General features: G+C 33.8%; 8 protein-coding genes. All 8 read right to left on the reverse strand.

The features are described 5' to 3' along the window. Window positions 1-218: 218 nt before the first annotated feature. Entirely contained in the window at window positions 219-1,154 is a 936-nt protein-coding gene (gene mdh, locus IHE43_RS19475) for a malate dehydrogenase (RefSeq protein WP_192185448.1), read from the reverse strand. Between the two features lie 103 nt (window positions 1,155-1,257). Beyond that, window positions 1,258-3,198 (reverse strand): DNA topoisomerase (ATP-hydrolyzing) subunit B, encoded by a 1,941-nt coding sequence (gyrB, locus tag IHE43_RS19480; protein WP_192185449.1) that lies wholly within the window; start codon window positions 3,196-3,198, stop codon window positions 1,258-1,260. Window positions 3,199-3,498: 300 nt separating this feature from the next. Then, entirely contained in the window at window positions 3,499-6,234 is a 2,736-nt protein-coding gene (locus IHE43_RS19485) for a pitrilysin family protein (RefSeq protein WP_192185450.1), read from the reverse strand. Window positions 6,235-6,478: 244 nt separating this feature from the next. Further along, a complete protein-coding gene (gene asnB / locus IHE43_RS19490; protein WP_192185451.1) occupies window positions 6,479-8,095 on the reverse strand; it encodes an asparagine synthase B in 1,617 nt (538 codons plus the stop codon). A gap of 307 nt (window positions 8,096-8,402) precedes the next feature. Then, a complete protein-coding gene (gene asnB / locus IHE43_RS19495) occupies window positions 8,403-10,079 on the reverse strand; it encodes an asparagine synthase B (RefSeq protein WP_192185452.1) in 1,677 nt (558 codons plus the stop codon). A 486-nt stretch (window positions 10,080-10,565) separates the two neighbouring features. After that, window positions 10,566-11,015 (reverse strand): hypothetical protein, encoded by a 450-nt coding sequence (locus IHE43_RS19500; RefSeq protein WP_192185453.1) that lies wholly within the window; start codon window positions 11,013-11,015, stop codon window positions 10,566-10,568. Window positions 11,016-11,182: 167 nt separating this feature from the next. Next, the gene (locus tag IHE43_RS19505) at window positions 11,183-12,934 is read right to left on the reverse strand and encodes a TonB-dependent receptor (RefSeq protein ID WP_192185454.1); all 1,752 of its coding nucleotides are present in this window, start codon (window positions 12,932-12,934) and stop codon (window positions 11,183-11,185) included. A 192-nt stretch (window positions 12,935-13,126) separates the two neighbouring features. After that, entirely contained in the window at window positions 13,127-13,990 is an 864-nt protein-coding gene (locus IHE43_RS19510) for a PhzF family phenazine biosynthesis protein (protein WP_192185455.1), read from the reverse strand. Window positions 13,991-14,005 lie beyond the last annotated feature (15 nt).

The following is a 14,005-nucleotide window of genomic DNA, read 5'->3' on the forward strand; positions in this document are numbered from 1 at the left end:
AAAATTAATTATGTTTTATTGTTTGTTTTTGTTTTAAAGTCCCATAAAATAAGCCCTGGCATCATTTTTTAAAACTAAAAAACCAGATCACGAATTACAGCATTTTTTTTAAACCGAGCAAATATATAATTCTCGAAAAGATTAACCAATTTATTTATTAATTAATCTCAAAAAAAAGACTGCAAAAGTGCAGCCTTTTCCTTTTTTTACCAAATTCTTTATACTAAAATCGATTTTAGGGCATCATTCATGCCTCTAACTGCATCTGCACTTTTAGCAAACAAAGCCTTTTCATTATCGTTTAATTGAATGTCCAGAATTTCTTCTACTCCATTTTTACCTATTATACAAGGTACACCTATACAAATATCATTTTGTCCGTATTCTCCTTCAACAAAAACAGAACAGGCAATCATTTTCTTTTGATCATTCAATATACTATCAACCAAATAAGCTACAGAAGCTCCTGGTGCGTACCATGCCGATGTTCCTAAAAGACCTGTAAGTGTTGCTCCTCCTACCATTGTATCAGCAGCAACTTTTTGCAACGCTTCTTCTGAAAGAAATTCTGTTACTGGAATTCCATTATAAGACGCTAAACGTGTCAAAGGAATCATAGTAGTATCACCATGACCTCCAATTACCATTGCTGAAATATCATTTGCAGGTTTATCTAAAGCCAAAGACAAATAAGTTCTGAAACGGGAACTATCTAAAGCACCGCCCATACCAATAATTCTGTTTTTTGGTAATCCGGTAGATTTCAACGCTAAATACGTCATCGTATCCATTGGGTTCGAAACAACAACAATAATAGTATCTGGCGAATGCTTTAATACATTCTCAGCAACTGTTTTTACAATTCCTGCATTAATACCTATTAATTCTTCGCGTGTCATTCCTGGCTTTCTTGGAATTCCAGATGTAATAACAACTACATCACTTCCGGCAGTTTTAGAATAATCATTGGTTACCCCAGATACTTTGGTATTAAAACCTGTATTTGTGGCACATTGCATAATATCCAACGCTTTCCCTTCGGCAAAACCTTCTTTAATATCCAACAACACTACTTCGCTTGCAATTCCTCTATAAGAAATAACATCTGCACATGTAGCTCCAACATTTCCTGCTCCTACAATGGTAACTTTCATATTTTATACTTTATCGGTTATTAATTTATTTTATAAACGACAATTCGTTTAATCGTTTAAGTAAATTTAAACAATTAAACGAATTGAAGGTTAAACTTTTTTATTATGCATCGATATTTGCGTAAACAGCATTTTTCTCAATGAATTCTCTACGTGGTGGCACCTCGTCTCCCATTAACATTGAGAAAACTCTGTCGGCTTCAGCCAAACTATCAATAGTTACCTGACGTAAAGTTCTGAAGCCCGGATCCATTGTAGTTTCCCATAATTGCTCCGCGTTCATCTCTCCAAGACCTTTATAACGTTGGATTGCTGCACTTCCACCCATTCTTTCATTCGCCTGATCACGTTGAACATCATTCCATGCATACTCTTTTTTATTTCCTTTTTTAACTAAATATAAAGGTGGCGCTGCGATGTAAACGTGACCTTCTTCGATCAATTCTTTCATGAAACGGAAGAAGAACGTTAATATTAAGGTAGAAATGTGACTACCATCGACATCGGCATCACACATGATGATTACCTTATGATATCTTAGTTTTTCAAGATTTAGTGCTTTACTATCTTCTGCAGTACCAATGGTAACCCCTAAAGCAGTAAATATATTACGAATCTCTTCATTTTCGAATACTTTATGATGCATCGCTTTCTCCACATTCAAAATCTTACCACGCAATGGCAAAATCGCCTGAAAGTTACGATCACGACCTTGTTTTGCTGTTCCACCAGCCGAATCTCCCTCGACAAGGTAAACCTCACATCTTGCCGGATCCTGCTCAGAACAATCTGATAATTTTCCTGGTAATCCACCACCACCCATAACGGTTTTACGTTGTACCATTTCACGTGCTTTTTTAGCAGCGTGACGGGCCTGAGCAGCCAAAATTACTTTCTGGATAATGATACGAGCATCATTTGGATTTTCTTCCAAATAATTCTCTAACATTTCTCCAACAGCCTGAGAAACCGGAGAAACTACTTCTCTGTTTCCAAGTTTTGTTTTTGTCTGACCTTCGAATTGTGGCTCCGCAACTTTTACCGAAATAATAGCTGTTAATCCTTCACGGAAGTCATCTCCCGCGATTTCGAATTTCAATTTATCTAACATTCCGGAAGCATCGGCGTATTTTTTAAGGGTTCTTGTCAAACCACTTCTAAAACCTTGCAAATGCGTTCCTCCTTCGTGAGTGTTAATGTTATTTACGTAAGAGAAAATATTCTCTGTATAACTTGTATTATAAATCAAGGCAACTTCAACCGGAATTTCACCTTTTTCATTATCCATGCTAATTACGTGAGAAATAATTGGCTCACGGTTACCATCTAAATAACGAATGTATTCTTTTAGACCTTCATCAGAATGAAAAACTTCAACTTTAAACTCCCCTTTCTCATCTACTTCTCTTTTATCCGTAAATGTAATTGTGATTCCCTTATTTAAATAAGAAAGCTCACGCATACGAGCAGATAAAGTATCATATGAAAATTCCGTAGTTTGAGTAAAGATGGTATTGTCAGGATAAAAAGTCTGACGTGTACCTCTTTTATCTGTTTCTCCGATTTGTTTTACCGGATATAATGATTTTCCTCTTTCGTATTCTTGTTCATAAATTTTACCATCTCTAAAAACGGTAGATTTCATATGAACAGAAAGTGCATTTACAACTGAAACTCCAACACCGTGCAAACCTCCGGAAACTTTATAAGAATCTTTATCGAATTTACCTCCGGCACCAATTTTAGTCATTACAACCTCAAGTGCAGAAACTCCCTCTTTTTTATGTAAATCAACTGGAATACCACGACCGTTATCTTCAACTGTTACCGAACCGTCTTCGTTAATTGCAACACCAATGGTATCACAATGTCCTCCCATCGCCTCATCAATAGAGTTATCAACAACCTCATAAACCAAATGATGTAGCCCTCGAACCCCCACATCTCCTATATACATCGATGGACGCATTCTTACGTGCTCCATTCCTTCTAATGCCTGAATACTATCTGCTGAATAATTGTTCTTCTTGATTTCTTCGCTCATATAATTTATTCTAAAAAATGTATTTATTGTCTAACACGCAAATATATAAAAACGCAAATTATATATCCGTTAAATTCCCATTTAAAGCACTTAAGTTATTAACATATTATCAAAAAAAGTCAATTAAAAAAGGAACAATCGATTTTAAATTCCAATTTTTTAAAATTCCAAATTCCAAAACTTGATTATGCAAAAAAACCGAAATAAACATCGTAATGTCATTTCGGTTTTTGAAGTTTTTATTTTTACAATTTCAAACGCTAAATTGGAATTTGGAATTTAAAAATTGGGGTTTCCTTTTTATGATTTTTTATTAAAATCTCCTGCATAAACAGAAGTCATTTTATCTAAACTTAAATATTTTTTCAAAACAGTATTAACTTCTTCCACTTTCAATGCTTTAACTTTATTTTCTAAATCATCATAATCTTCTAACGGAACTCCGTATTGCAGATAAGTGTTAACTAAGTTCATTAAAGTATCATCGCTACCTAATCTTGTTTTTCTTTCATTCTGCCAGCTTACCAAATTTGATTTTAGTTCTTCTGCTGTAAAACCATCTTTTAGTGCTTTTGTAATTTCTTCTTTTGTAGCAGTTTCAACTGCATTCTTTTTAGTCGGATTTAAAAAAGCATAGTATGACCATGACGCAACATCACTTGTAATAGGCACATCAATAAATGAACCCGCACCATAACTAATTCCCTCTTTTTCTCTTAATCTCATCGGAATTCTTGCACTTAAAAAACCACCACTCCCTAATATTTCATTAGCCATCACAAATGCCGGATAATCCGGGCTGGTTCTTGTCATTTTAAAACCAATTCTACCAATTGCTACAGCATTTTCTTTATCCGGAGTTATATAATCCTTATCTAATACTTTTGTTTCAAAATAAGTAGGTTTAGCCAATTCATACTTTGATTTAGAATTCCATTTTCCAAAAGTGTTTTCTAAAATCTGTACTGTCGATTTACCTTCTAAATCCCCTACAACACTTCCAATGCCATTATTTCCTCCTAAAATATTTTGATAAAAATCAACTATTTCCGTTTGTTTAATCTTTTTAAAAGCATCTATTTGCTCCTGAATTGTTGGCGTGTAAAAAATACTCGTTTTATCATATTTCGTAGTCTGTCTGGTAAGTTCCGTAAAAGCAACGGTTTGAGGATCATTAAGATTAGACTCCAAATAAGTATTATATTCCGTAATCGTTTTTGTCAGTTCATTTTGCGGAAAAGTGGAATTAACAAGCAAGTCATTTAAAATTTCCATGACTTCTTTAAAACTTTCTTTATAAGTACTGATGTTAATTGATAAAGTTTGTCCTGAAAAATTAAAATAAATACTAGACTTTAATTGATCCAATCGATCCTGAATTTGTTCTTTTGTTCTGGTTTTAGTTCCTGTTTTCAATAATTGCGCAAGAATACCGCCAGTATCTGTTTTACCTGCTAATTCTTTTTCATTACTCACCGGAAATTTAAAATTAGCCTGAACTTTACCGCCTTTTATTTCTTTTTTAATCAAGCCATATTTCGCACCATTGCTCAATTTTCCTTCAACAAAATTTTGTTTTAAATTTTTTATAGAAGCTTCAAATGCAGCTGCCTCTTTCTCTAAAGCTTTTCCTTTATACTCTTTAGTCAAAGCAACTACTTGCTCATCTGTATATTCCACAGGTTTTAGTCGCTGCTCCTCTTTTGATGGGATAAAAACTCCAATTGTTCTGTTATTACTTCTAAAATATTTCTCTGCAACTCTTTGGATGTCTTCTTTTGTTAATTTTTCAACAGCATCTCTATACAAATATCCGAGTCTAAAATCTCCCGCACCAATAATTTCCGTTAGATTAATTGCAAAAGAAATAGTATTATTCTTAACGCCTTCAATTTGCTTGATAATCTTTGCTTTAGCCCTGCTTACATCCTGATCCGTATATTTAGTAGTTGTTATTTTATCTAATTCTGTCCTAACAATTCCTTGTGTTACTTTAATATCTTTATCATTAGGAACAGCAACTCCAAAATACATAAAACTTGCATCTCGAACATTTGGTTGCCAAACATATAAGCTTGATACTTTTTGAGTTTCAACCAGCGCTTTATATAAATAACCTGATGGATCAGAAGTCAAAATTTCACCCAAAGCATCAATTGCAGCAAAATCATTATCAGCATAAGGAACAGTATGGTATAATGCCCCTACATTTTTGCTGTCACCAGCTCTTTTAAGCTCAACAAATTTCTCTCCGTCTTGTGCCGGTTCTATTGTATAAGTTTTATCTAAAACCCTTTTTGGTCTTGGAATAGACCCCAAATATTGTCCGATATACTGCAATGCTTTTTGTTCGTCAAATTTACCGGCAATAACTAAAGTTGCATTATCCGGCTGATAGTATTTCTCATAAAAAACCCTAAGCCTATTCACTTTTACTCGTTCAATATCTTCTTTACTTCCAATCGTACTGTTTCCGTAATTGTGCCATAAATAAGCTGTAGAAAGAATTCTTTCCTGCAAAACACCATCCGGATTATTTTCACCTATTTCGAATTCATTTCTTACTACTGAGAATTCCTTATCAAGATCTGTTTGTAAAATAGTTGCATTAATCATTCGATCGGCTTCCATTTCAATACTCCATTTTAAATTTTCATCGTTTGAAGGAAAAATTTCGTAGTAATTAGTCCTGTCTAACCAAGTGGTTCCGTTGGCAGCTCCTCCCTTATCAGAAAGCATTTTTTTAATATCACCCAAATTCTTGGTACTTTTAAAAAGCATATGCTCTAATAAATGCGCCATACCTTTTTCTCCATAACCCTCGTTTCTGGAACCTACACTGTAAACAATATTGACTACCATATTACTTTGAGAAGCATCTGGAATCAAAAGAACTTTTAATCCGTTATTTAAAGAATATTCTTTAACACCTTCTACATTAGTAATGTATTTGGGTGTCTCCGCTTTTTGTGCATAAACTGAACTCAACGAAATAAATGAGCAGTACAAAATTCCACTTAGTAATAGGTTTCTCATAGATTGTATTTGATTATTAGAATTAATTGTTCTTGGTAATCAAATATAGTATTTTTCTTAAATACGATAATCTGAAATTAACTAAGTTTTAGCAATTTACATAAAAATTAAATCTTAATTTTTTAAAATTCCAAATTCCAAACAGACCATAAAAAAATCTGAAACTAGCATTTATAATGTAGTTTCAGATTCATATTATTTGTCAATTTCAAAAATTGGAATTTAAATTTCTTTTTTGGAATTTTTAAACAACAACTCCAGATTTCGAAATCTCCTTACCTGCATTTACGTGAGCTGAATTAGCTCTGCCACTCGGATCCTGATTGTCTTGCCATTTAGGAATCCATTTGCGTACTGTTTGAGCAGCACTAACTTGTGGATAATATTTATGAAATATTGATCTGTAAAAATAAGCTTCTTTTGTTGTTGGTGAATTATATGGAAATTCTGCAGCAGCTCCGGCCAATTGTTCATCTGAAACCTGTTCAGCACAATATTTGATTAATTCATCAACCCAGTTATAACCCACTCCGTCTGAAAATTGCTCTTTTTGTCTCCATAAAATTTCTCCCGGTAAATATGGATCTTCGGGCGTATCAAATGCTTTCCTTAAAATATATTTTTCAATATCATCATACGTTTTTGGCTGTTTTTCTTCCGTTTTAATTCGGATTGCCACATCCAGAAAAGCTGTATCTAAAAACGGAATTCTCGCTTCTAAACCTGTTGCCATTGTCGTTTTATCGGCACGCAATAAATCGGCAGTAAACAACTTCTGAACTCTTTCAATGGTTTCATCCTGAAATTCTTCTGATGATGGAGCGTTTCTAAAATACAAATGTCCACCAAAAATCTCATCGGCACCTTCTCCTGAAAGAATTACTTTTATTCCTTTTTCACTTATTGCTTTTGACAACAAATACATCGGAACTCCGGCTCTTACAGAAATAATATCATAGGTCTCAATATGATAAATTACTTTTTCTATGATTTCAACACCTTCTGCTACACTAAAATGTATTTCATGATGATCAGTTCCTAAAAATTCTGCTGCTTTTCTGGCCGCAATATTATCAGGCGCATCAGCATTTAATCCAATAGAAAACGACTGTAGTTTTTTTCCGTTCTCAGCATATAATCGAGCTGCAATAGACGATGTTAAAGACGAATCTAATCCACCTGATAACAAAACCCCAAGGGGAGCTTCGCTCATTAAACGTTTACGGGTAGCTTCGACTAAAGTCTCACGAATCAAATCTAAATCCAGGCTTTCTACAGCTTTTTTGTGGTCTTCATAATCAGGACGATAATATTTAACGAAACCTGTCTTAGCCGTATAATAATGCCCCGGAGGAAAAGTTGAAAATGATTTACACTGATCTGAAATTGATTTCATTTCTGAAGAAAAATAAATTCTTCCTCTTTCGTCCAATCCATAATACAAAGGTTTTACCCCAATTGGGTCTCTTCCGGCAATGTAGTCATCACCATCAATAACCACAAAAGCAAAATCTCCATCAAGCATATTACAGAAATTATATCCAAATTCTTCGTACAAATGCACAATAACTTCTGAATCAGATTTTGTTCTGAATACATGCTCTTTTAAAACGGTATTTTTTAATTCCTGATAGTTATAAATCTCGCCATCATGAACCATCCAGGCTTTATTTGACCCCTGAATAGGCTGTTTACCTGTCTGTAAGTCAACAATTGATAAACTTTCATGACAAATAATACTTCCATTCTCCATAATATGCAAATCATTCTCATCAGGACCACGATGGGACATTCTTTTAGAAAGTTCTTTTACAAGTTTCGGGTCTTTTCCTTTACCAATAACTGCCAATAATCCAGACATACTATTCTATTTTTTATTATTATTTTTTTCACTTCCCTCATGAAGCGAATTAACTTTAAAATTGATTTTAATTTCACATTTGAGCAAAACTAAATATATTCCTGTATTTTCTTGAATTCTTTCTTAATCTTGTAGATTTAAACTGCCTTTAAACAAAACATCAAATATAAAAAGAAAGTTAAATATTATCGAAAAAAAAATCATAAGTCGTTGAAATTATGAATTTAACAATTTAAAAGACGAAAAACGTCCTCTAAAATAGAGAACGTCTTTGCTTAATATATACTAAATTCAAAAATTCATTTTTTTATGCTTTCTCATAAGCATCATCGTGCACACTTGCCACTGCTCTACCAGAAGGATCATTCATGTTTTTGAATGCTTCATCCCATTCCAAAGCGATTTTTGTACTACAAGCAACACTTGCTTCCTGAGGCACACATAAAGCTGCGGCATCACTCGGGAAATGTTCAGCGAAAATTGAACGGTAGTAATATTCTTCTTTAGAAGTTGGCGTTTGTAACGGGAACTTATATCTTGCATTTGCCAATTGTTCGTCTGAAACTTCTTTAGCTACCACTTCTTTCAAAGTATCAATCCAGCTGTACCCTACTCCATCAGAAAATTGTTCTTTTTGTCTCCATGCTACACTTTCCGGTAACATATCTTCAAAAGCTTTACGAACTACCCATTTTTCCATCGGGTGTTCTTTGTTGATCATTTTATCTTGTGGATTGATGCGCATCGCAACATCCATAAATTCTTTATCCAAGAAAGGAACACGGCCTTCAATTCCCCAGGCTGCCAAACTTTTGTTGGCACGCAAACAATCGTACATATGCAATTTTCCTAATTTACGAACGTTTTCTTCGTGGAATTCTCTTGCGTTTGGTGCTTTATGGAAGTATAAATATCCTCCAAACAACTCATCTGCACCTTCACCGGAAAGAACCATTTTAATTCCCATTGATTTAATAACTCTCGCCATTAACCACATTGGAGTTGAAGCTCTAACGGTAGTTACATCATAAGTCTCCAGGTTGTAAATTACATCACGAACTGCATCTAAGCCTTCCTGGATTGTAAATTTAATTTCGTGGTGAATTGTTCCGATGTACTTTGCAACAATTTGAGCAGCTGCTAAATCAGGAGAACCGTCAAGTCCAACTGAAAAAGAGTGCAATTGTGGGTACCACGCATCAGTAGTATCATCAGATTCAATACGTTTTTGAGCAAATTTTTTGGCTACAGCCGAAGTAATAGAAGAATCTAAACCTCCTGAAAGTAATACTCCGTAAGGAACGTCACTCATTAATTGTCTGTGAACTGCAGCTTCAAGTGCTTTTTTGATTTCAGGAATACTTGTTTCGTTATCTTTTACTGCGTCATAATCTACCCAGTCTCTTTTGTACCATTGTACAAATTCTCCGTCTTTGCTTGTCATGTAATGTCCTGGAGGAAACAACTGAATTTTAGTACAATATCCTTCTAAAGCTTTTAATTCAGAAGCTACATAAAAAGTTCCATGCTGGTCCCAACCAATGTATAATGGAATAATTCCCATATGGTCACGGGCAATAAAATACTCGTCTTTCTCAACATCGTAAATTGCAAATCCGAAGATTCCATTCATTTCATCAATAAAGTGAGGTCCTTTTTCTTTGTAAAGAGCAAGAATAACTTCGCAGTCACTTTCTGTTTGAAAGTTATATTTTCCTTCAAATTGTTTACGCAATTCTCTGTGGTTGTATATTTCACCATTTGCAGCCAAAACCAACTTTTTATCTTCTGTAAATAAAGGTTGTTTTCCTGAAGCCGGATCAACAATCGCTAAACGCTCATGAGAAAGAATCGCTTTATCATTACTGTAAATCCCGCTCCAGTCTGGTCCACGGTGACGAATGATTTTAGACATTTCTAATACTTGAGGTCTTAAAGTTTCGGCTTTTTGTTTTAGATCAAAGGCACATACGATTCCGCACATAATTATATATTTTAAATTGTAAATTTTATTTTGATAAGGCAAAGATGCGGTATTGGTTATAATTGAAAAACATAAATATTCATTTCAGTTACAATTTAAAACCATAATTTATGTTTTACATATAAAATGTAAAATTTTAACACAAAAAAAAGCTCCGAACTTGAAAATTTCAATTTCGGGACTAAATAAAGCGCAAAACGCAAGGTTTTCAAGAGATCTTTGAACTATATTTTGATATCTTAAAGAAACATTGAAAAATATTCAATGAGAAGAAACAATCTTTGCTTTAAATTATTTTAAGTTCAATCTTGTCATTTCGACGCAGGAGAAATCCTCGCGAGAAGCTCGACAAAGATTTGATTCTCGTTGCGGAATTACTTGTGGGGATTTGCTTCGCCAGTCGCTATCGTTTGAGTCTCCTTCGTCGAAATGACATACTTTGTGGTTATTTGGCTCTGAAAAAGTTCTCAGAATCTATAATTTAGGTTATTCAACACTTTCAATAGTATAATGTGTTTTATTAATTTCAAATTGAAACCCAACTTTATTCCCCATTAAATGTGAACCCAAAGGAGATTGTGGAGAAAGTGCAATAACATTAATTCCGTCAATTGTAATTTTAGGAAGCGCGACACTCAAATACAAATGAATTTCATTCGCTTTTACTAAACTTCCTGAAATAATGTTTTCTGTTATTTTAGATGCGTCAATTTTATCTAAAATCGCTTTTTGAGTTATAGCTTCTTTTAGTTTATTGGTCAGTTTTTCCTGTTCGATATGCATCATTGACAAAGCCGTTTCGTGCTTATCGCCGGCAGAACCTTTGGCGTCGTTTTTAGAATCTTCAGTCAAAGCCGAAATCATGTCTCTAAAAACATCTATTCGGTCCTGAACCATTTGTAAATAATGAGAATGTATTTTTTGTTTGAAGTCCATAGTGTGGTCTAACCGCAAGGGGCGCAAAGTTTTTACGCAAAGATCGCAAAAAAAAAGTTAGCCACGAATTACACAAATTTCCACTAATTATAAAAAACAAGGTTCGCTAAATCCTAAAAAAGACGTAGCGAACCTCGCGTAAAAACTTTGCGAACCTTGCGGTTAAGCTAGAAATCGAATTTATAATTTCCGCCCACTAAAACCTGGAATCCCTGAACCGGGTAATTCAGCCATCTTTCGTACGCCTGATTTCCAATATTATTTAGTTTTAGGAAGAAAGTCAAGCGCTCGTTGTATTTGTATCCTAAATGTGCATTCGCATCAAAATAACTTTTTAAGGTAATCGGTACACCAAGTGTTGCAACATCTAAATTGGTTTGCATGTCTTTACGTTCTCCTACAAAGAAAACATTTAAACCAGCGTACCATTGTTTGGTAATATTTACATCCAAATTTGAACTTAATTTCATTGAAGGTAAGTTCCAGGCTTCTAAACCATCTGTTTTATAACTATTGAAAGTTCCGTTGATTCCGAAAGAAACATTTTGAGAAAAATCAGCTTTTAATTCTGCATAAAAACGCAAGGTCCTTACGTCATCATAAACTACTCCAAATGAGTTACCGAAAGCATAATTCTGGTTGTTAAAATTCTCTGTATAATCATTGCTTTTAAACAAAGCCTTGTCTTTTTCATTCAGATAAGAACCCGTCAGATTATAATTAATATTATTCGCTAATTTTCCTTTTAAACCAGCAAAAACATTATACTGATTGCTTGTTGGTCTCATATTTAGAGTTGGAGATAAAAACGGATTTTCGGTCACAAAATCAGCATAAGAATTCTGATTTAAACTACCGTTTACTCCTGTATAGAAAATCATTAAATCACCTACCAGTTTATAAGAAGCATTCACTTTTGGATAAATATAGAACTTATTTCCACTGTTTTCAGAATCCAGTCCATAATACAATCCCGCTCCTAATTCCAGTGTCCAATCGTCTTCAAGAACAACAAAACTTGGCTCAATGCCAAAATTGGTCAAGCTGTATTTTAATGGCTCTGTATTATCTCGTATATAATTATTTTCGAAAGATCCGCTTACGTGATCCACAATAATATTTGTGTTGATCGATTGATCCATTACATCTACTTTGAAAGAAGGTTTCAGATAAAAACGATTTTCTGAAGAGGAGAAGCTATCTGAAAAATGCGTAAATCGTGTATCAATTTTACTAAAAATCCCTTCGTTGAATTCTACATTTCCCCCTAATGAAATAGTATTATACGAATGATTCGGATTAATTCCTCTAATTAAATCTTCCTGCGTTTCCGGAGGTAAAGTCATTCCAAAATCGGTTGGTAAACCGTACCAATTGTATACCTGATTTTGATATCCTAAATCTAAGCCCCAAGACATATCACGATTGTTTACGCCATAGCCTACATTTACACCTGTATCATAAAATTCATCATTTAAATTCACATCTTTGATACCGCCTTGCGAAGAATGATGGCGCAACATTGCTGCTACATAATCATTATTTCCTAAATCTTGTGTAACGAATAATTCGGCATTCAAAGTCCCATAATTCCCAACTCCCAGAGTCGCATAATTACTAAACAATCTTTCCTTTTTTGATTTATCAACACTCGCCGCATTTCCTTTTGAAGGCGTAAAAGTTGATGCAACAGGAACCGACAAAATACTGTATTTAATAGTTTCCTTCGGCTGATTTCCGCTATCATCAAGCGAAGGAGTTTCTTTCACTTTAAAAGCATCTGAAATGGTTGGCGAATACGGTTTTACCACATTTACAGTTTCTGTTCCGATACTCTCATTTTTCTTTTGCGAAAACGAAAGCTGAGAAACAAACAACAGCAGTAAAATGATAATTTTATTTTGGCAATTAATTTTCATACTTCTTTATTTTTTCAGAGAATATTTAGAGAAAAGAACAAAGAATAAAGAGAATAGACTGCCAATCTTTGCTTTCCAATCTATATTCTATTCTCTATTTTCTATATTCTATTTTCTATATTCTATTTTCTAATATCTAATTTCAATTTTCTAATATCTTTCTTCTTTGCTCTTGACTCTATTTTCTAAAATCTAAGCTTCCCACTCTCCTTTTGCAACAAACTGCGCTTTTCCTCCAATCTGAACATCAAATTGATTATCATCTAATTTTCCTTTAAAATAAATCTGCGAAGGACGACCAATATAATCTCCCTGATAATTGATCATTTCAAATTCAGGTTTATGATATTTTAATAGAAAAGCCTGTAGGCATGTACTTGCACTTCCAGTTGCGGCATCTTCCACTAATTGATTATTTTCAACACATAACATTCGGCTAAACAATTTTGAATCTTCTAAATAATAGAAATACAAACCTCTGTGCGTTGTTTTGCAATTCCTTTTCAGCCATTGGTCCGTTTTATCTTTATCCAAAACCAAATTTTCCAATGCTCTTTTATTACTTAATCCAACCATTATAAAGGCACTTCCGGTACTCACTTCCTGAATTGGAAATTGATTTTCAAAATCTTCTTTTTTAAGATTACTGAATACTGAGAAATCTTCTTTCGAAAAAATATCCCAAAACTTAGGCTGAGCTGCTTTTAACCAAATCAAATCTTCTGTTTTATGAATTGCAATTGGTCCAATCGGAACATTTAATTTTATTTTCTCAGGGGAATTCTCAAATACTTTATTCATCAAAATCCAGGAAGTTCCAATAATAGGATGACCTGCAAACTGCATTTCCTGCTCTGGTGTAAAAATTTTAATTTCGGCAGTATTATTTTCAGCATCAAGCTTTGTAATAAAAGTACTTTCCGCAAAATTAATTTCACGGGCAATCTTTTGCATTTCTTCTGAACTTAAATTTCCCGCATCTAAAAAAACTGCCAATTGATTCCCGGCATATTTTTTATCGGTAAAAACATCAACTATATAAAAAGGTAAACTCATTTTTTTTCTTTTTTT

The organism is Flavobacterium sp. MDT1-60, from assembly GCF_014844035.1.
Lineage (GTDB): Bacteria > Bacteroidota > Bacteroidia > Flavobacteriales > Flavobacteriaceae > Flavobacterium.